Origin of the sequence: Demequina sp., from assembly GCF_049841215.1 — a bacterium.
Taxonomy (GTDB): Bacteria; Actinomycetota; Actinomycetes; order Actinomycetales; family Demequinaceae; genus Demequina.
This window is the reverse complement of sequence record NZ_JASGEO010000005.1, coordinates 267,736-286,057: the sequence shown is the minus strand read 5'-3', so window position 1 is coordinate 286,057 and position 18,322 is coordinate 267,736. Positions and strand designations below refer to the sequence as shown.

Here is an 18,322-nt window from a genome sequence, read left to right as displayed (position 1 = left end):
CCTCAATGGGCACCATAGCGACGCCTGCTGACACGGCGTTATGGCACCTCTGCGGGCACCTCGGCATCCGCGCCCATTTTGCGATCCCGAGCGGTCTGGGCGATCACGATCCCCGCGAGCACGAGGGCGGCGCCGGCGATCTGCAGCGCGACCAATGTCTCGCCAAGCCATGCCCAAGCCACAATGAACGCGAAAATCACCTCAGAAGAGGCGAGGATGCCAACCGCCGTGGCAGAGAGGTGCCGTAGCGCCGCGAAGCTCAGCACAAACGGGGCGAAGGCCCCAAGGGTGATAACCCATAACGTCGGCACCCAAAGGGGCACATGCACGGCGTCGAGCGCCCCCGTGAGCGACACGGTTGAGGTCAAAAGCGCGGGTTCAATCTTCCACCAGCCGCTGAACAGCGCCCAGAAGGCGGTCGCAAACGTGGATGCCCAGAAGGTCACGGCGAGAGCGGGCCGACGCGCGACCCCGCGCTCGCCCGCAAGGAAGTAGAAGGCGTACGCGACTGCGGCCGCGAGGGCCGCGAACGTGCCGATGACGTCGAGCGAGATGTCCCACACCTCTGCGACGATTGCGAGGCCGATGATCACGAACGCGATCGCAAGCCATAGGCGCGCGTGCACCTTCTCCTTGAAGAGTAACCAGGCGGCGAGGGCAACCAAGATGACCGCGGTGTACTCGATGAGTAGTGCAACGCCCACGGGCAAGCGTGAGATCGCGATGGCGTAGAGCCACTGGATCATGGCGACGCCTGCAACACCGAGCGCGGCCAGGCCAAGCGCCTCGCGGCCCGTAATACGGAACTGTTCGCGAGCCGTGAACACCAGGATGACGCCAGCGATCACGGCGGTGGACAGCGTTCGTAGGAAGGTCAGTTGCGCCGCAGTCACTCCTGCGCCGATGACCACCTTCGCGACGGATCCATTGATGCCGAATAGCAGGGCCCCCGTGAGTGCGAACACCGTGCCGCGCACAGGGGACTTATGGGTGGCGGTCACGAGTTAAGCCTAGGGCGCGCCGCGCGCCACCCCGCTCGCTGTCGGTACACCGGCGTCGCGTCGCGCGCCGATGCCATGCCGCGCGCAGTCGCAGTACGACGTGGGTGTACCGACAGGACTGAGGGGGAGGGCGCGCTAGCATCGACGTGACCCACGAAGGAGATCCCGTGAACTTTCTGCGCTACACGCTGTTGACGCTGCACATTCTTGGAGCGGCGGCCATCGTTGGCCCTGCCTTTGAGCAGCTTCGATCAGAGGCGAAGCGCATCACGACGGTCATGGTGTGGGGCGCCCGCGCACAGCTGGTGACCGGGCTCGCGCTGGTTGGTGTCGCCTACGCGAACGACCACGATCCGGATCACGTGAAGATCGCTGTGAAGCTCCTGATCACCCTCGCCGTGCTAGGTATAGCCGAGGCCACGCGCAAGGAGGACCCCATGCCGTGGGCGTTCTGGTCCGTGTTCGGCTTGACCATCGTCAACATCGTGGTCGCGGTCGCTTGGCACTAATGTGACCGAGGTAAGGCCAGCGCGGCCAAGTGACGCCGCAGAGATCGTGCACCTCGGTGCGCTCATGTATAAGTCCGTTGGAGCCAAGCCCACGCCCACGTGGGCGCTAGAGTCCACGCGCCTTGTTGCCGAACGGCTCGCGGGCGACGACCTCTTCGGGGTGGTGATCGACGCTCCCGAGGGCGGCCTCGCCTCGTGTGGCCTTGTCAACGTCATCCCGCGACTTCCGCGGCCCGGGCGGCTCTCTCCGCTCGCCGGGTACGTGCAGTGGGTGTCGACGGCGCCCCAGCACTACCGCAAGGGATTCGCGCGCGCCATCATGAACGCCCTGCTTGAAGAGACCGACCGGCGGGGGATCGAGGTGGTGGAGCTTCACGCCACCGACAAGGGGCGCGATCTCTATGACGAACTCGGCTTCTTCGTGAAGACGGACAACATCGCGATGCAGGCTCTGCGTGGTCCTAACGCGAAGGGCAAGGCCTAGCGCGTGGACCTCACGAGGCGCTGGAATACGTGGCGACGCCCCGAAAGGTGGACCATCAAGCAGTCGGCCGATGTTGTTTACCGCGAGGTCCTCAAGGAACGCGGTTTCAAACGGCAAGGCAATAACTTCTACCGCGAGGACTTCTTACGCCGCGAAGTCTCTTTCTACGCAGCGCGTTGGCGCGCGGCGCACGAGCGCACCCTCGATATCGTGTTCACCTTGGGCTGGGCGGGACTGCCCGACGAAGTCGCGGGATGGCAGACCATCAACGTGACGATTGGTGGCGCTGTCAAGAAGGAGTTCCGGCAGCCACGCGTCGCGGGAGGCAGCCTCGACCCCCGCGTGGTCGAAATCGTGGGGGGCCCTGTGCTTGAGTATCTGAATCGACCTACGACCCCTGAGTGGGTCATCGACACCATCCTTGCCTCAGACGCCCTCCCGGTAGACCCACGTTGCCATGCGCACGGCGGGACGGTTGGCCACGCAGTGTTCGCGACTTGGGGAGCAGTGGCCATCCGCGATTCCGAGCGGTGCGCATTGGCGCTCGACCGTGCTCGATCACAGGCCGAAGCGGCGTCGTGGAAGCCCGACTGGCATCTCGGCCTCGTGGAGGCTGTCGACAAGGGCTGGCAGGAGATCCACGGGATTATGCGACCCGTGGCGTCTCGCGCCCCGTAGCCCGTCTCAAGCACCCAACGAGCGCAGTGCCGCCGGGCGTGCCTCGGGATTAGCGATTCTGTTGGCCGATGGCCCTCGCCACTCCCACCACGGCGAGCAGGGTTGCCCCAGCAATGGCCGCCGTGACAACCGCGAGGTTGCGCGGATCGTCAAGGCGAGCAAAGCCGATCCACGCCGCTCCCCACGCCATCGCGAGAGCGACGCTTGCCCCGAGCGCGCGCCGCAGTAGCCACCACGCGAAGCCCGAGCCGGCAAGCGTCACCACCGCGGTGAGGACGATGGCGAGGGCGGTGCCGACGCCATCGAGAGCCGCGGCGAGGTTGGCGGCGAGCGCCACCGACGTCCAACCGAGATACAGACCAACGGCGACCTCCGTCGCCGCGGTGTCGAGAGGCCCGGCGGGCTCCGAACGATCCAGCCGCAGCGCCACGAGAACGAGCACCACGACGATTGCGCCAAGTACCACCACGGACAGCCACAGCCATCCCGCCTGGACCACCGCGATCCACGCGGCGTTGAGGACCATAGACGCCAACACCCACCAGGAGACGGCGCGGTAACGCGGCTCAGCTGCACGAGACGGTAGCGCCTGCACCACCGCGAACAGCACCAGGAACGCGTAGATCACCGACCAGATCGAGAACGCGGTTGAGCCCGGCGCCAGGAGGGTGGCGTCGGGCGCCAGGGCGCCACCAGCGGCGTCCTCGATCGGCGTGCCGCCAAACGCCCCTGATCCCCACGCGGCCCCCGCAATCGCGAGCGCCGCACCAACCGCTACGAGTACCTGCCGGACCCTGTCCGATGCCATATCACTACCTCCACGGGGTGCAACGCGAGCCTCCTGCCAGGCATTTCATCGAGCGCCCGCGTGGGTTCGCGGTGACGTCAGTGGAGCCGCCTAGACTCACCGCGTGACCCAAGAGCAGTACTCCGCCCGCCACCTGTCCGTCCTCGAGGGGCTCGAGGCTGTCCGTAAACGCCCCGGCATGTATATCGGCACCACGGACTCGCGCGGCCTCATGCATTGTCTGTGGGAGATCATTGACAACTCGGTGGACGAGGCGCTCGGCGGGTTCGGATCGCAGATCGAGGTGGTCCTGTACCCCGATGATTCCGTGGAGGTCCGTGACCGCGGCCGCGGCATCCCGGTGGACGTGGAACCCAAGACCGGCCTCACGGGCGTCGAGGTGGTCATGACCAAGCTCCACGCGGGCGGCAAGTTCGGCGGCGGCTCCTACGCCGCGTCTGGCGGCCTGCACGGTGTTGGCGCATCGGTTGTCAACGCTCTCAGCGAGCGCCTCGACGTATGGGTGGATCGTGGCGGAGCCACGCACCACATGGCCTTCCGCAGAGGTGAGCCTGGCGTCTTTGCCGACCCAGCGTCGGGCCCTATGCCCGACGCTACGTTTACTCCGTTTGTCACGCGCAGTGAACTGGCAACAGTGGGCAAGGTTGGGCGCGGCGTTACGGGCACGCGCACGCGCTATTGGGCGGATCGCCAGATCTTCTCCAAGAATGCGGCGTTCCAGTACGACGAGCTGGTCACCAGGGCGCGGCAGACGGCCTTCCTGGTTCCCGGCCTCACGCTCGTGGTGCGCGATGAGCGCGGAGTTGAGCCCGTTGAGGAGCGCTTTCACTACGAGGGCGGCTCGCGAGACTTCGTGGACTTCATTGCTCGCGACGCTGCCGTAACGGACACGTGGGAACTCACGGGCTCTGGCGAGTATACGGAGACCGTGCCCGTGCTAAAGCCGAACGGGCAGCTGGTCTCCGAGGAGGTGCAGCGCACCGCACAAGTGGATGTGGCGCTGCGGTGGGGAACGGGCTACGAGACCGATGTGCGCAGCTTCGTGAACATCATTTCCACGCCAAAGGGCGGCACGCACCTTTCCGGCTTTGAGCAGGGCCTCGTGAAGGTGCTGCGCAAGACCATCGATGCCAACGCGCGGCGCCTCAAGATCACCGCAAAGGATGGCGCCGAGCGCATCGAGAAGGACGACATCCTGGCGGGCCTCACCGCGGTCGTCACCGTACGCATCGCTGAGCCGCAGTTTGAGGGGCAGACCAAGGAGGTGCTCGGAACTGGTCCGGTGCGCGCGATCGTGTCGCGAGTTGTCGAGGCCGAGTTGGGCGCCCTGCTGAACTCGACCAAGCGCGACACCAAGGCGCAGGCGTCAATCGTGCTGGAGAAGATCGTCAACGAGATGCGCGCTCGCGTGTCCGCCCGCAAGCAGAAGGAGATCTCGCGCCGCAAGAATGCGCTCGAGACCTCGTCTTTGCCCGCGAAGCTCGCGGACTGCCGCTCCAACGACGTGGAGCAGTCTGAACTGTTCATCGTTGAGGGCGACTCGGCGCTCGGCACCGCAAAGCTTGCTAGACGCAGCGACTTCCAGGCACTCCTGCCGATTCGCGGAAAGATCCTCAACGTGCAGCGCGCGTCTCTCACAGACATGCTGCACAACGCCGAGTGTGCCGCGATCATTCAGGTGATCGGAGCCGGCTCTGGCCGCACGTTTGATCTTGAAAGCGCGCGCTACGGCAAGGTCATCCTCATGACGGACGCTGACGTCGATGGCGCCCACATTCGCACCCTGCTGCTCACGCTGTTCTTCCGGTACATGCGGCCACTCGTGGACGCCGGGCGCGTGTACGCGGCGGTGCCGCCGCTGCACCGCGTGGAGGTTATGGGAAGTCCACGCAAGGAGCGCGAATATATCTACACGTATTCGGATCGCGAGCTGGACGAGACCCTCGCTGGCCTGCGCCGTTCCGGCCGCAAGTACAAGGACGACATCCAGCGCTACAAGGGACTCGGCGAGATGGATGCGGATCAGCTCGCGGAGACCACCATGGACCCTGAGCACCGCACCCTGCGCCGCATCACCTCCGCGGATGCCGAGGCGGCCGAACGTGTCTTTGAGCTGCTCATGGGCAATGAGGTGGCGCCGCGGCGCGACTTCATCGTGGCTGGTGCAGCCAACCTCGACGTCAATCGCATCGACGCATAGGGCCCTCCGGCGCAAGAACTCGACGGAATCGCGGCACGCGCGGGTACGCGTCTGGACGCGACGCCTGCGACCGGAGTACCTTCTGGTTGACCACACTGACGGCACAGAGGGGGCGACCGTGGCACTTCTTGAAACACTCGTTGAGCACGCCTACACCACAAATGGACTCGTGCGGCTGACGCGCCAGGGCAGAGACGCGGTGCGATCGTGTGAAGACCCGGATGCGTTGCTCGAGTTACGAGCGAAGCTCAGCGACGACACTCACGGGCGCGGAATCTGGGTGTTCGCGATGATCCTCGTGGCCTTGAGCGCGATCAACTTCTCGGTGACCGTGAGCGGTGAGGGAACAGCGGGGCTGGCCGTGGTGATCTTCGTTGTGATTGGCATCGTGGTGGTCGCCGCCATCATCCAGGCCGTCTCGACTACGTCTCGGGCGCGGGAAGCGGACAAGTGGCTCGCCGAGGTGGACTTCCGCCTGGCACAGCTCGCCGCGCGCGGCTAAACCGGTGAGCGCCGTCTCCCATCTTGCCACCACGGTGGTCGTTGGACGCACGATCCGCCCGCTCAATGATGCCGACAGGGAGGTCTTGCGCGCGGCCACAGATGCGGATGACCTCGCCAGCCTGCGGCGCGTCATCGCAGCACCCGTGTCGAACCCGTGGTTGGGCGCCGCGTACGGTGCGGTGTTCGTCGCCCTTATCTCGATGATGATCCTCATGGCGGTTCCTAACGCGGCGGCCTGGGTGCTGGCTGCGGGAGCTGTGGCGATTGGCGCCATGGTCGCCGCCATCGTGCTGCAGAGCCGCGCGCGCAAGCGCTCCACCGCAGTGGCCACGTGGGTGAGCAACATCGACTACTTCCTCGACAACCTCGCCTCAAAGAAGTGAGCATCGGGACGTAAGCCAGCCACGCCGTCGGGCAGTGTGCGGCAGGATGGTGACGTGACCGACGAGCCGCACCCCACCACCCGCGAACTCGAGGAAGCGCTCGAGCCCGTCCAGCTGATCGAGCAATCCGGCGCGGTGGTGCGAACGGGCCTGTTGATGCTGTCCGCGGGGACGGCGAGTTATCGCGTTAAGGAGGCGATGAGCGCCGTAGCGACCTCGCTCGGCATCGATCGCCCCAGGTATCACGTCTCTTTCACGGATATCGCCGCCACGAGTCACCGCGGCCGCATCTTCCGCACGGAGGTGGCGGAGAACCGCGTGTTTGCGGTCAATACGGACCGGATCGCGCGCCTCGACCGCTTCCGCAGAGACCTCCCACAGCGCATTACCGCCCGCGAGGTGCACGCCGCGCTCGACGAGATCGAGCGTCGGCCACCGCTCTACGCGGGCTGGCTCAACGCCGGCGCCGCGGGAATCGCGTGCGCGGCCTTCGCGGTGCTCAACCACGCGCTGCCCTGGGAGGTGCTCGTGGTGTTCATTGCGGCCCTGCTTGGCCAGCTCAGCAGGCGCGTCATGGCGCACCGGCACTTCAACGCCTTTGGCACGGTGATGGCTGCGGCGGCAGTGGCGTCGCTTGCGTACCTCGGCGGGATCGCGATCGTCAACACCACGGGGGAGGGGCTGGAGACACACGCGGCCGGATACATCTCTTCCGTGCTTTTCCTGCTGCCCGGATTCGCGCTTATCACGGGCGCGCTCGACATGGCCAAGTTCGATCTCCGTGCCGGCATCGAGCGCATCGCCTACGGCACCATGCTCACCATGGCCGCGGGGGTGAGCGTGTGGGGCGTCTCCGCTGTGGCGAACCTTGATACCGCGCCACGGGCCGACGCTGACATGCCGCTTGCCGCACACCTCGCCTTGTGGGCGGTCGCCAGTGGGATAGGCGTCGCCGGGTTTGCGCTCATGTTCAACAGCCCGTGGCGGTTGGCAGGAACGGCAGCGGTCATTGGCATGGTGGCCAATACGGCTCGCCTCTGGGCGGCCGACGCTGGGATGCCTCTGCAGGGGGCCACGGCTTTGGCGTGCCTTGCCGTTGGTTGCCTCGCTGCCTTCGCCGCACGGGGTGGTCGGTGGCCCGTGATCACGCTGTCCGTGCCGTCAGTGCTCGTGATGATTCCTGGGGTAGCAGCGCACGAGGCGCTCGTGTCGCTGAACCAGGGCGACTACGCCGACGCGACCGCGGGAATCTTGCTGGTGGTGCTCGTGGTGCTGTCCATCATGGTGGGGCTCGTTGCCGCGAAGCTTGTGACGGACAAGAAATGGGCGTTCGGCAACGAGTAGGTCACCCGAGGTCCGTGCCGGGCAGCAATTCCCATGCGCGCTTGATGGGCGTGTAGCCGATGCGTGGGTAGTAGGTGGCCGCATCCTCGGTGGATGAGAGCTTGATCTTGCACTCGGGGCCTAACTGGTCACGCAAGAGCCGTTGCATCGCCAGCCCCACGCCTGCGCGCTGCGCAGTAGAGGCGACCGCAATCTCGCCCACGTAGCAGTGCAGATGGAAGTCCGTGATGGCGCGCAGCGCCCCAACTAGGCAGTAACCATCCCACGCGGTCACCATCACCTGAGCGCCGTCGATTGCCGCCTGGATCACGTCAGGCTTGTCGACGGGGCGGCGGTGAGCTAGCCCTGCGTCGGCAAGCAGCGCGATGTACTCCGCGGCGCTAGGCCGCGCGTCAAGGCGATACTCGAAGCTCACCCAAGCCCAAGCACAGGTGCGGCGAGAGCGGTGCCGGAGCCATCCCGTCGGCCGGGCTCGGCCGGCAAGTCAACGGCCTGGCCAGCGCTCGAGGTGGCACGCGCCGGCGCCTCACCAACCCACGCGTGCAAGAGCAGGTCCTCGCCCTTGAGGAACCGCTGTGAGCGCACACCTCCCGTGGCGCGTCCCTTTGCCGGGTACTCGCTGAACGGCGTCCACTTGGCCGCACCAGGGGTGGTGCCGGGCAGGGCGTCCGCCGGGCCGGCAATAGTGGCAACAACGGCGTCCGACGGCGTGGTCACCACACCAAAGAAGATCGCCTTGGCGCCAGGGCTGAGTTTGATGCCCGCGATACCGCCGCCCGCGCGCCCCTGCGGGCGCGCGGAACCTTGAGTCGCCTCGAAGTGCAGCAGGCTCGAGTCGTCGGCGACGAAGACCAGCTCGACGCCGTCCGGGGCGATACCGGCGCCGATCACGCGGTCGCCGTCCTTGAGCGAGATGATCTCCCACGCGTCCTTCGCGGGCACGTCACCCGGCGTCACGCGCTTGACCACGCCGGCAGCCGTGCCGAGCGCGATGGGATCGGGGGAGTCGAGCGGCACCAGGGCGATGGCGTCCTCACCACGCTCGAGTTGGACGAGCTCGGCGAGCGGGGAGCCGCCACCCAGGGACGGCGGCTCGCTCGTGGGAGCAAGCGCGGGCACGTCAAGCAGCGAGAGGCGCAGCACACGGCCTGCGGAGGTCACCACGCCAACATCGGCACGCGCGGATGCGGCAACCACGGAGCGCAGCACGTCGTGAGCGGAGCGACGCCCGTCGCGCGCGGGAGCCGTGTCATCCGCGGTGCGGGCCACCAGCCCGGTCACGGACATGAGTGCAAAGCATGGCGTGTCCTCGATCTCCATGGACATCGCGGGCGCCTTCGAGGACGAGCGCGCGCCAACGGCCGCCGTCACCGCAGAGCCGCCATCGGCAAGCAGGATGGTGCGGCGCGGAGTGCCGTGCGCGGCGGCGACCGCATCCATTTCACGCGCCACCACAAAGTTGAGGGCGTCGCGAGACGCGAGGATCTCCTCAAGCTCCGCGATCTCCGCGAGCAGTTGCGCCTTCTCGTTTTCCAGCTCCAGCCTGGAGAAACGCGTGAGTCGCCGCAGCCGCAGTTCGAGGATGTATTCGGCTTGGATCTCAGAAAGGTCGAAGGCCGTCTGCAGTCGCTGCCGCGCCTCCGACGCGTCCTCGGACGAACGGATGATCTGAATGACATCGTCGATGTCGAGGATGGCCACCAACAGGCCGTCTACCAGGTGCAACCGATCGCGCCTGGCCTGCAAGCGGAAGGCGGAGCGGCGCCGTACCACCTCAACACGGTGCGCCACCCACACGGACAGCAGTTCGCGCAGGCCCATGGTGCGTGGCTCGCCGTCCACGAGCGCCACGTTGTTGATCGCGAAGCTCTCCTCGAGCGGCGTCAAGCGGTACAGCTGCTCAAGGACCGCGTCAGGGTTGAAGCCGTTCTTGACCTCGATGACGAGGCGCAATCCATGGTGGCGATCCGTGAGGTCGGCAACCGCGGAGACGCCCTCGAGCTTCTTCGCGGAGACGGACTCCTTGATCTTCTCGATGACCTTTTCTGGCCCCACGCCGAAGGGGAGTTCCGTGACCACCAGGCCCTCGCGTCGGGCCGTTACCTTCTCCACCCGCGCCGTTGCCCGCGTGACGAACCGTCCGCGACCCGTCTCGTAGGCCTCACGCACGCCCTCAAGGCCAACGATTTTGCCGCCGGAAGGCAAATCCGGCCCCGGCACAAAGCGCATCAGTTCATCGAGCCCGGCAGAGGGGTTCATGAGCAAGTGCCGCGCCGCGGAAATGACCTCCACAAGGTTGTGCGGCGCCATGTTGGTGGCCATGCCCACTGCGATGCCTGTGGCGCCGTTGACCAGCAGGTTAGGAATCGCCGCGGGCAGCACCGAGGGCTGGCTGAGCTTGTTGTCGTAGTTCGGAACGAGGTCAACAACGTCCTCGTCAAGGTCTCCGATCATCGCCATCGCGGCGGGCGCCAGGCGCGCCTCCGTGTAGCGCGAGGCGGCAGGTCCGTCGTCCAGGGACCCAAAGTTGCCGTGCCCATCCACGAGCGGCAGCCGCAGCGAGAACGACTGCGCCATGCGCACCAGCGCGTCGTAAATGGCCTGGTCTCCGTGCGGATGGAGCTTGCCCATGACCTCGCCAACCACGCGCGAGGACTTCACATAGGGGCGCTCAGGCCGCAGGCCCATGTCGCCCATCGTGTAGACGATGCGGCGCTGCACCGGCTTGAGCCCATCGCGGGCGTCCGGCAGTGCGCGGGCATAAATCACGGAGTACGCGTACTCGAGGAACGACGTCTCCATCTCGGCGGCGACGTCGATATCGACGATCTGGCCGTCACTCATGAGGCTCCTAAGGGGTATTGACTGCCCGTATTGTCTCCCAGCGGTCCGACGCTGGGGCCAAGGCGCGCTGTCGACGTCGCCACAGTCTGCGGCTGGGTTGGGCAGTGCGTGGGAGAATGTGACCCATGCAAGGCACCCTGGAACAGGCCGTGGCGACGGCAGGCTACTACCCGGCGTTGGTCTCTCACGTTCTCCGCACCGCTATAGGTGACGAGTCCGTGCGCGCGCACTTTGTGCACGCGGAAACCACGTTCGATGCGGATGAGGTTCGCCGCCACATGACGGTGCTCGTGATCACCGACAGGCGACTCTTGCGGCTCCACGTTGACGATGGAGCAGGGCACGTTGACCAGTCCATGCATGAGGCGTCCGCAACCGTGGAATCGGCCACCCTTGTCTCAATCCAGAACATGGCCCTCACGCATGTGGTACACCACCCGGAGGACTTCCGCGATGGCGACCTTCCAAGCGAACTGGTGCTGGCCGTCGGCTGGCGAATCCACTCGCGCATCGAGCTCGAGCCGGCGAGCTGCGGGGACGAGAGCTGCGAGGCGGATCACGGCTACTCGGGAGCCATCGTGGGCGACGACTCGCTTGTGCGCGTGAGCGTCATCGCCGATGGCGAAGACACCGTGCGCGCCCTCGTTGACTTTGCCGCGGTACTGCAGACCGCGGTGGGGGCCCGTCCTTGACAGACCCCGCGCATCTGGAGGACGCGGGGCTCGTCTCTCCGCAACTGGACGGAGCGCACCTTGGTCTGCTGATCCCGGCGGCCCTCGACGCGCTTGGTGTCCACATTCCGGAGGCAAACGCCACGGCCGCGCGCGTGCAGATACCGGTGCCCGACGCGCGGCACGTCATCGTGGTGCTGCTCGACGGGCTCGGCCACTACCAGCTCGACGCTCGCAAGGGTCATGCGCCTTTCCTGAGGGGCGCCGAATCCGCGATTCTGAGCGCGGCGTTCCCCACCACCACCGCCACCTCTTTGGCACTCCTTGGCACCGGCAAGGCGGCGGGCCGCACGGGCATGACCGGCTACACGGTGCGGAACCCCCAAACGGGAGAGCTGGCGAACCTTGTCAGCTGGGAAGGAGCGCCGTCGCCGGACGAGTGGCAGCGCGAGCCGCGCCTTATGGGCGCTGCGACCAAGGCTGGGGTAGAGGTTACGACCCTGGGCAAGCCGCGGTTCCACGGCTCTGGGCTCACCCGCGCCGTGCTCGAGGGCGGCACCTTTGTGGGCGTGCCCCATCTCCACGACGGAGTTGACGCGGCGATCTCTGCAGCTGCGCGCCCCGGGATGACCTATCTCTACTGGAGCGAGATCGACGCCGCTGGCCACGCACACGGCTGGCAATCCAACGAGTGGGTAGCGGCGCTAGAAGAGGCGGACGGCCAGCTAGCGCGCCTCGCCCGCGGCATTCCCGACGGGGCCGTCATGCTCGTCACCGCCGATCACGGAATGGTCGATGTTGTGGGCGCTCCCAGGTGGAATGTTGCCACCAACCCAGCCCTATCGCACGGCGTCGAAATCGTTGCTGGGGAGCCGCGAGCCCTGCACGTGCACGTAGCGCCCGGCATCGACGCCGCCGAGGTTGCGGCGCGATGGGAAGCCGAACTTGGCGACCACGCGGTGGTCGGCACTCGCGATCAGTGGATCGGGGCTGGAGTCTTTGGCGACGTCGCGCCGCACGTGACAGCGCGCATCGGCGACGTGGTGGTGGCGATGACGGGCTGCGCAACGGTCGTCGACTCGCGCACCCAGACCGCGGCATCCCTCCAACTCGCGGGAATGCATGGTTCGCTCACGCCAGATGAACTCTATGTGCCGCTGTTGATCGTGGCTTAGTTTCAGCCTTGGTCGTGGCGGGCGCCAAAGACGATCTCATCCCAGCTGGGAACGGACGCCCTGCCCTTGCGGGTGGGCTTCTCCAGTTCCTCAGTTGGCGGATTGTCCGACGCTTCCTCGGCTTTGGCCTCCGGCTCGCCCCTCAGCGCGGAGCCTGCTGGGTGCGGCATGCTCTGCCCAAATCCCACCTCCGCGGTGCGCTGGTTGGCCGGCCCGAAGCCCTCGAAAAGCTCGTCGTCCGAGTCGTCGTCCTCGACGTCTGCGGGAGCCTCGCGGCTGCCACGCCGGGCGTCGAGGTCATCGAGCAGCGCCTCGGTGGGGTCCACCTCGTCGACGATTTCTTCAGGCTCCGGCTCCGGCTCCGCGCTGACGGGCATTGCGGGCCGGTGCTCCGGGAGGGGCGCTGAGTCGTCGGCGGATTGGGGGACCGCGGCGAGGTGCCTGCGGGGAATGGGCACGTCGAGGAGCTCGGTCTCCGTGAGCCAGCGGGCCTCGTCATCTTCCGCGGTGAGCGTCCGCGACGAGTGGTCAAACGTCCACTGGGCGCGCACGGTGCGGCCGCCGGCGGGGAAGTCCACGGCCACTTGCCACGGCTCGTCCACTTCACGCCATGCATCCCACAGCACGTCGTCAGGGTCCACTCCGCGGCCCGCAAGGCGGTCGATGACCAACTCGCCAAGAACGGGGGCGCTCGGGTCCCTGCCAATGCGGGTGGTGCGCGCCAGCTCAGCCACGTAGGTGCGCTCGGCAATCACCGGCGGCTCAAATTTCTCGAGAGTCTCGAGCGGCGCACCGGTGAGCTCCGAAAGCTCTGCGGCCGTGAGTCCAGCGCGGATCCGCTGCTGAATCTCCTTGGGCGACAACTGGTCCGAGGAGTCGTCCGCTGCGTCGTATGCGGGCTTGGGTCGCGCGTAGCGGACCGCATGCCGCAGTTCATCGGTGATGGCAAGGGTGTACTGCTCGCCGCCGTCGGTCTCCACGACGATGTGCAGGCCGTCCTCGGCGGGGCCCACGAGGTTCACGCGCGTCATGTTGTCAGCGTGCCACGGTCGCTCACGCTTCGCTCGGCACGGCACGCCGCATGCGCCAGGATGGACGCATGACCAACGAGCCGCACGAACTTCTCAAGATCGCCAGGACATTGGCAACGGAGGCAGGCGAGCTGATCACGAAGCGCGTGGATTCCGCCAAGGTCACCGCGACCAAGTCTTCTGGCGTGGACATCGTGACCCAGATGGATCTCGCTGCAGAGTCGCTCTTGCGGGCACGCATCGCGCAGTTGCGACCGGACGACGCGATACTCGGCGAAGAGGGCGACGACACTCCCGGCACCTCGGGAATCACATGGGTGCTCGATCCCATCGATGGCACGGTCAACTACCTCTACGGACTGCCCACCTTTGGCGTATCGGTGGCTGCGGTGAGCGGACCCGCGCGCACCCACGAGTGGACGGCCCTCGCCGGTGCCGTGTACGACGGCTCTGGCCGGTTGTGGTCCGCTGGCGCCGGCCTGGGCGCGTGGTGTGACGGAGAACGGTTGGAGCGCACGGAGAGCGCTCCGCTCGAGTCCACCTTGCTTGGCACGGGATTTCAGTACATCGCGGAGCGCAGGGCCATCCAGGGCCAGATCGTGGCGCGAATGCTTCCGCAAGTGCGCGATATCCGCCGCATGGGCGCCGCCGCCATCGACCTGTGCCATGTTGCCGCGGGGAAACTCGACGCGTACTACGAGCACGGGCTCAACGCCTGGGACCTTGCAGCGGGCGCTCTGATCGCACAAGAAGCAGGGGTGATGGTGGCGGGCATCGACGCTGGCCCGCCGGATGAGCACCTCACGATCGCGGCCCATCCGGACTCGTGGCCGCAGGTGCGCGACGCCTTGGAAGCCGCAGGCGCCCGTGACCCATTCGCCGCCCTGAAGTAAGCGTCGGGCGAACACGGCCCGCGACACTCCGAAGGTGGGCTAGCAAATATTGCCCAAGTGGGGCACAATTCGTTGGCCCCAGGGAACAAACCGGGCACTCAGCGCATTGAACACTCACGCAACCAAGGTGAAGGGATTCACGCCGCATGGCAACGGATTACGACGCTCCTCGCAAGACCGACGACGAGATTTCAGCCGACTCCATTGAGGAGTTGAAGGCGCGCCGCGCCGACAAGTCGTCTGGTGTTGTGGACGAGGACGAGGCCGACGCCGCCGAGGGCTTTGAGCTCCCCGGTGCCGACCTGTCCGGCGAGGAGCTCTCCGTACGGGTTCTTCCCCCGCAGCAGGACGAATTCACGTGCATGTCCTGCTTCCTGGTGCACCACCGCAGCCAGCTGGCGACGTTCCGCAAGGATCAGCCCATCTGCTCGGAGTGCGCGGCCTAGCTCGCATGAGCGATGTTGAGGTGCTCATCAGCACCACTTCACCGGACGTTCCGGTTCCCTCGTACGCGCACCCAGGTGACGCAGGAGCGGACATCACCACGCGAATCGACGTGGAGTTGGCACCCGGCCAGCGCCAAACCGTGCCAACGGGCGTGTGCATTGCTCTCCCCGCGGGCTATGTGGCGCTCGTGCACCCCCGCTCCGGGCTCGCGGCAAAACAAGGCGTCACCATCGTCAACGCGCCCGGCACGGTTGATGCCGGCTATCGCGGCGAGATCTCGGTGACGCTGCTCAACACCGATCCCGAGCACACGGTGAGGCTCGCCAAAGGCGACCGCATCGCTCAGCTCGTGATTCAGCGCGTCGAGCGCGCGGCGTTCGTTACTGTGGAGACGTTGCCCGGCTCCCACAGGGGCGAAGGCGGCTTCGGATCGACGGGAGTGAGCGGAGCATGAGCGAAGAGGACGTTGAGCAGGCAACGGCCGACGCTGTGGACGACGGGCTTGGCGACCTCACCTCTGCGAACGGCCCGTGGGATGTTGCGGACGCTCCGGCAGACGCCGAGTTCTACGACTTTGGCGTGCTGAGGCTTCCCGCCCGCCCCGGTCTCAAGGCGCGCCTCGAGATTGACCCCAAGTTTGACGAAATCGGCGCCGTCACCATTCGCATCGCCGACTGCGCGCTGCAGCTGCAGGTGATCGCCAAGCAGCGCGGTGTGAGCCTGTGGACCGATACCCGCCAGGCGCTGCTCGCGAACCTGCGCAACCGCCCTGGGTACCAGCAGGTCATTGAGGGTCGCTACGGCACCGAGGTCATCGGCGTGCTCACGGGCCGCACCACCGAGGGCGTGCTCGTGGACGCAACCATGCGCTTCCAAGGCATCGAGGGCGATGACTGGATGATTCGCGCGGTGTCGTCTGGGCCTTCGGTCACGCATGACGACGTCGTTGCGCGAGTGGACGCATTCATTTCGCTGTGTGCGGTGGATCGGTCCGCCATGGAGGGTGCGGCTGATGCGCCGGCTGGCTCCGTGCTCGCGCTGAGGGCGCCCGCTGGCGAAGTTGCCGCTGACGACGCTGCCGCTGACGAGCCCGAGGCAGACGAGGCGTGAACTCGACCGTTCGCATCGCCGACGCCGTGCCGAGATTGTCGGCGAACGTCGCCGGCCGCGTCGTGGCCATCCGTGTTGAGCCGCACGACGCGCCGCCGCAGTTCTGCGTGCAGCTGGACGACGGCACGGGGCGCATCGACGCGGTATTCATGGGCCGCCGCTCCATCCCCGGAATCGAACCCGGCGCTCGCATCAGCCTTGAGGGCACGGTGTGTGCGGCGAAGGCGCTGCCGCGCATGTTCAATCCCCGCTACGAGCTCCTGGCCCCGTCGTGAGCGAGCCACAGGCGCGCGCCGCCAAGCTGCTTGGCGGCGAGGAGTTCTCGTTCACCGAAGCCATCGGCGGCTGGCGCGGGCTCATCGAGACGGCGCTGCCCGGCATCGTCTACGTGGCGGTGGTGACGTTCACCAAGACGTGGCAGGCGCCCACGATCGCGGCGCTCGCGGTGGTGGCGATCCTCGTCACGATCCGCCTCATTCAGCGCGCACCTCTCACCCAGGCGCTGTCCGGAGTGGTGGGCGTGGCCATTGGCGCGATTTGGGCCTGGCGTACGGGCAACGCGACCAGTTTCTATGGCTGGGGCTTGATCACCAACGCCTTGTACCTTGTGGGGCTGCTGATCTCGATGGCGGTGAGGTGGCCCGTTGCCGGCATCGTGATGGGGCTTGTGCACGGCACGGGCTCCGCGTGGCGCTCACAGCCGGGCGCAATGCGCAGGGCGCAACTGGGCACGGCTGTGCTCGCCATCATGTTTGGGCTTCGTCTGCTGGTGCAGGTGCCGCTGTATCTTGCCGATCAGGCCGCCGTCCTTGGGACGGTCAAGCTTGTCATGGGCACGCCGCTGTTCGCGCTGACCCTGTGGGTCACGTGGCTCATCGTCAGGAACGTAGGACGGAAGCCAGAGCCTCAGGATCCGCCTCAGCAGCCATAACGAACAGCAGTTCGTCATGTGCCTCGATGGTGTCATCTGGGCTTGGTGCGATGGTTCTGTCGCCGCGAATGATGCAGGTGAGCACCACATCGAGCGGCCACTGAATGTCCCGCAACAGCACACCCACCTTGGGGGAGTCCGCCGGAAGCGTGACCTCGACGATAGACGCGCCGGACTGGTGAAAGGTGAAGACCTTGACAAGGTCGCCGATCGCCACGGCCTCTTCCACCATGGCGGTCATGATGCGCGGGGTCGAGACGGCGACGTCGACGCCCCACTGCGCGTCGTAGAGCCACTCGTTGCGCGGATTGTTGACGCGTGCAACGGTGCGGGGAACGGCGAACTCGGTCTTCGCGAGGAACGAGACGACGAGATTGGCCTTGTCGTCTCCCGTGGCGGCAACCACCACGTCCATCTCCTCGATGCCTGCTTCCCGAAGCGCCGAGATCTCACACGCGTCGGCGAGCATCCACTCGGCCTCAGGGACCTGCGACACGCGCATGGCGGTGGGGGAGCTGTCCATGAGCAGCACCTCGTGGCCGTGTTCAAGGAGATCGCGAGCGATCGACCTGCCCACGGACCCGGCACCTGCGATCATCACCTTCATGACGCCGCCTTAGGTGGCTTGGACAGCACTCTTTCGACGCCGCTTGCGGCGCTTTCCGGCACGATGGCGAAGACATCGTCGCCATCTTGGATGAGCGTGTCTGGCTGAGGCAGCAGCGCCTCGCCAAACCTCACGAGGTATGCGGCCCGCGTTCCCGTCGCGGCCTCGAGCGACACCACCGATCTCCCAATCCAGCCGTCATTGAACTTCAACCTACGCATGGCAACCCCGGTGGAGGTGTCCTCGTAGAGTGCGCCCAGGTCGCCGGGCAAAAGCCGCGCCACGATTTGCTGGCTTGTCCACGGAACTGGCGCCACCGTCGGGATCCCAAGACGGCGGTAGACCTCTGCACGGCCAGGATCGGCGATGCGAGCCACGACGTTCTCGACGCCATATGTTTCGCGCACCACGCGAGCCGCGAGGATGTTGGAGTTGTCGCCGTCGGAGACGGCCGCGAAGGCGTAGGCGTTCTCCACGCCTGCCGCCTGCAAGGTCTCCCTGTCGAAACCCACGCCGGTGATGCGCAATCCCTCAAAACCGCTGGGTAGGCGACGGAACGCGTCCGCAACGAGGTCGATGATCGCAACCGTGTGGCCACGTGCCTCGAACTGCCCGGCCAGGGTTGCGCCGGTGCGGCCGCATCCCATGATCACGATGTGCACAAGGCCCCACGCTATACCCCTTCCACCTAGGATGGTGCGA

General features: G+C 66.5%; 22 protein-coding genes. 15 read left to right on the top strand and 7 right to left on the bottom strand.

The genetic code is table 11. The annotated features are described in order from the left end of the window. Window positions 1–38: 38 nt before the first annotated feature. Complete coding sequence (locus tag QM618_RS02220; RefSeq protein WP_428094345.1) at window positions 39–1,001, bottom strand: EamA family transporter; 963 nt, start codon at window positions 999–1,001, stop codon at window positions 39–41. 167 nt (window positions 1,002–1,168) lie between these two features. On the opposite strand from QM618_RS02220, the gene QM618_RS02215 reads away from it, so the two are divergent. Genes QM618_RS02215 through QM618_RS02205 form a run of 3 tightly spaced genes read left to right on the top strand, consistent with a single transcriptional unit; the run spans window position 1,169 to window position 2,672 of the window. Continuing rightward, the gene (locus QM618_RS02215; protein ID WP_428094340.1) at window positions 1,169–1,510 is read left to right on the top strand and encodes a hypothetical protein; all 342 of its coding nucleotides are present in this window, start codon (window positions 1,169–1,171) and stop codon (window positions 1,508–1,510) included. A gap of 1 nt (window position 1,511) precedes the next feature. Beyond that, complete coding sequence (locus tag QM618_RS02210; protein WP_428094336.1) at window positions 1,512–1,994, top strand: GNAT family N-acetyltransferase; 483 nt, start codon at window positions 1,512–1,514, stop codon at window positions 1,992–1,994. A gap of 3 nt (window positions 1,995–1,997) precedes the next feature. Beyond that, on the top strand, window positions 1,998–2,672 hold the full coding sequence (locus tag QM618_RS02205; protein WP_428094333.1) for a hypothetical protein: 675 nt from the start codon (window positions 1,998–2,000) through the stop codon (window positions 2,670–2,672). 49 nt (window positions 2,673–2,721) lie between these two features. Here QM618_RS02205 and QM618_RS02200 read toward each other — a convergent pair whose 3' ends face one another. Then, window positions 2,722–3,480: a tryptophan-rich sensory protein gene (locus QM618_RS02200; RefSeq protein ID WP_428094330.1), complete on the bottom strand. Its 759-nt coding sequence runs from the start codon at window positions 3,478–3,480 to the stop codon at window positions 2,722–2,724. Between the two features lie 103 nt (window positions 3,481–3,583). Between QM618_RS02200 and QM618_RS02195 the strand changes: the two genes are divergently transcribed. The 4 genes from QM618_RS02195 to QM618_RS02180 all read left to right on the top strand — a co-directional run bounded on the left by QM618_RS02195 (window position 3,584) and on the right by QM618_RS02180 (window position 7,911). After that, window positions 3,584–5,680 (top strand): DNA gyrase/topoisomerase IV subunit B, encoded by a 2,097-nt coding sequence (locus tag QM618_RS02195; RefSeq protein ID WP_428094327.1) that lies wholly within the window; start codon window positions 3,584–3,586, stop codon window positions 5,678–5,680. 118 nt (window positions 5,681–5,798) lie between these two features. Continuing rightward, a complete protein-coding gene (locus QM618_RS02190; RefSeq protein WP_428094324.1) occupies window positions 5,799–6,182 on the top strand; it encodes a hypothetical protein in 384 nt (127 codons plus the stop codon). 4 nt (window positions 6,183–6,186) lie between these two features. Next, a complete protein-coding gene (locus QM618_RS02185) occupies window positions 6,187–6,567 on the top strand; it encodes a hypothetical protein (protein WP_428094321.1) in 381 nt (126 codons plus the stop codon). A gap of 54 nt (window positions 6,568–6,621) precedes the next feature. After that, window positions 6,622–7,911, top strand: a complete 1,290-nt coding sequence (locus QM618_RS02180) for a threonine/serine ThrE exporter family protein (protein ID WP_428094318.1) — start codon at window positions 6,622–6,624, stop codon at window positions 7,909–7,911. A gap of 1 nt (window position 7,912) precedes the next feature. Here the strand turns inward: QM618_RS02180 and QM618_RS02175 are convergent, their stop codons facing one another. Continuing rightward, window positions 7,913–8,326 carry a GNAT family N-acetyltransferase gene (locus QM618_RS02175; protein WP_428094315.1) on the bottom strand — a complete coding sequence of 138 codons (414 nt, stop codon included), beginning with the start codon at window positions 8,324–8,326 and terminating at the stop codon, window positions 7,913–7,915. Continuing rightward, window positions 8,323–10,755: a DNA gyrase/topoisomerase IV subunit A gene (locus QM618_RS02170; RefSeq protein WP_428094312.1), complete on the bottom strand. Its 2,433-nt coding sequence runs from the start codon at window positions 10,753–10,755 to the stop codon at window positions 8,323–8,325. Before QM618_RS02170 ends, QM618_RS02175 begins: the two co-directional genes overlap by 4 nt. Window positions 10,756–10,880: 125 nt before the next feature. On the opposite strand from QM618_RS02170, the gene QM618_RS02165 reads away from it, so the two are divergent. Together QM618_RS02165 and QM618_RS02160 are read left to right on the top strand one after the other, a co-directional pair. After that, entirely contained in the window at window positions 10,881–11,447 is a 567-nt protein-coding gene (locus QM618_RS02165; RefSeq protein WP_428094308.1) for a DUF5998 family protein, read from the top strand. Next, window positions 11,444–12,601, top strand: coding sequence for an alkaline phosphatase family protein (locus tag QM618_RS02160; protein ID WP_428094304.1), 1,158 nt, complete (start codon window positions 11,444–11,446; stop codon window positions 12,599–12,601). Before QM618_RS02165 ends, QM618_RS02160 begins: the two co-directional genes overlap by 4 nt. A gap of 2 nt (window positions 12,602–12,603) precedes the next feature. Here QM618_RS02160 and sepH read toward each other — a convergent pair whose 3' ends face one another. Further along, complete coding sequence (gene sepH / locus QM618_RS02155; protein WP_428094301.1) at window positions 12,604–13,632, bottom strand: septation protein SepH; 1,029 nt, start codon at window positions 13,630–13,632, stop codon at window positions 12,604–12,606. Between the two features lie 68 nt (window positions 13,633–13,700). Between sepH and QM618_RS02150 the strand changes: the two genes are divergently transcribed. The 6 genes from QM618_RS02150 (at window position 13,701) to QM618_RS02125 (ending at window position 17,013) form a co-directional block, all read left to right on the top strand. Beyond that, window positions 13,701–14,525: an inositol monophosphatase family protein gene (locus QM618_RS02150; protein WP_428094298.1), complete on the top strand. Its 825-nt coding sequence runs from the start codon at window positions 13,701–13,703 to the stop codon at window positions 14,523–14,525. A 146-nt stretch (window positions 14,526–14,671) separates the two neighbouring features. Next, the gene (locus QM618_RS02145; protein ID WP_428094295.1) at window positions 14,672–14,971 is read left to right on the top strand and encodes a DUF4193 domain-containing protein; all 300 of its coding nucleotides are present in this window, start codon (window positions 14,672–14,674) and stop codon (window positions 14,969–14,971) included. A gap of 5 nt (window positions 14,972–14,976) precedes the next feature. Further along, a complete protein-coding gene (gene dut / locus QM618_RS02140; RefSeq protein ID WP_428094292.1) occupies window positions 14,977–15,426 on the top strand; it encodes a dUTP diphosphatase in 450 nt (149 codons plus the stop codon). Then, window positions 15,423–16,082, top strand: coding sequence for a DUF3710 domain-containing protein (locus QM618_RS02135; protein WP_428094288.1), 660 nt, complete (start codon window positions 15,423–15,425; stop codon window positions 16,080–16,082). Before dut ends, QM618_RS02135 begins: the two co-directional genes overlap by 4 nt. Next, window positions 16,079–16,357 carry an OB-fold nucleic acid binding domain-containing protein gene (locus QM618_RS02130; RefSeq protein ID WP_428094284.1) on the top strand — a complete coding sequence of 93 codons (279 nt, stop codon included), beginning with the start codon at window positions 16,079–16,081 and terminating at the stop codon, window positions 16,355–16,357. Before QM618_RS02135 ends, QM618_RS02130 begins: the two co-directional genes overlap by 4 nt. Beyond that, on the top strand, window positions 16,354–17,013 hold the full coding sequence (locus tag QM618_RS02125; protein WP_428094281.1) for a DUF3159 domain-containing protein: 660 nt from the start codon (window positions 16,354–16,356) through the stop codon (window positions 17,011–17,013). The genes QM618_RS02130 and QM618_RS02125 overlap by 4 nt, the downstream gene beginning before the upstream one ends. On the opposite strand, the gene QM618_RS02120 is transcribed toward QM618_RS02125, so the two are convergent. Continuing rightward, on the bottom strand, window positions 16,961–17,620 hold the full coding sequence (locus QM618_RS02120) for a potassium channel family protein (RefSeq protein ID WP_428094277.1): 660 nt from the start codon (window positions 17,618–17,620) through the stop codon (window positions 16,961–16,963). The genes QM618_RS02125 and QM618_RS02120 overlap by 53 nt on opposite strands. Further along, window positions 17,617–18,282, bottom strand: a complete 666-nt coding sequence (locus tag QM618_RS02115; RefSeq protein ID WP_428094274.1) for a potassium channel family protein — start codon at window positions 18,280–18,282, stop codon at window positions 17,617–17,619. The genes QM618_RS02120 and QM618_RS02115 overlap by 4 nt, the downstream gene beginning before the upstream one ends. Between the last annotated feature and the right edge of the window lie 40 nt (window positions 18,283–18,322).

Excerpts from the sequence above, each read along its gene's own strand:
- QM618_RS02170 (WP_428094312.1), bottom strand. The coding sequence starts at position 10,755 with ATGAGTGACGGCCAGATCGTCGATATCGACGTCGCCGCCGAGATGGAG.
- QM618_RS02200 (WP_428094330.1), bottom strand. The coding sequence starts at position 3,480 with ATGGCATCGGACAGGGTCCGGCAGGTACTCGTAGCGGTTGGTGCGGCG.
- QM618_RS02150 (WP_428094298.1), top strand. The coding sequence starts at position 13,701 with ATGACCAACGAGCCGCACGAACTTCTCAAGATCGCCAGGACATTGGCA.
- sepH (WP_428094301.1), bottom strand. The coding sequence starts at position 13,632 with ATGACGCGCGTGAACCTCGTGGGCCCCGCCGAGGACGGCCTGCACATC.
- QM618_RS02165 (WP_428094308.1), top strand. The coding sequence starts at position 10,881 with ATGCAAGGCACCCTGGAACAGGCCGTGGCGACGGCAGGCTACTACCCG.
- dut (WP_428094292.1), top strand. The coding sequence starts at position 14,977 with ATGAGCGATGTTGAGGTGCTCATCAGCACCACTTCACCGGACGTTCCG.
- QM618_RS02120 (WP_428094277.1), bottom strand. The coding sequence starts at position 17,620 with ATGAAGGTGATGATCGCAGGTGCCGGGTCCGTGGGCAGGTCGATCGCT.
- QM618_RS02145 (WP_428094295.1), top strand. The coding sequence starts at position 14,672 with ATGGCAACGGATTACGACGCTCCTCGCAAGACCGACGACGAGATTTCA.
- QM618_RS02135 (WP_428094288.1), top strand. The coding sequence starts at position 15,423 with ATGAGCGAAGAGGACGTTGAGCAGGCAACGGCCGACGCTGTGGACGAC.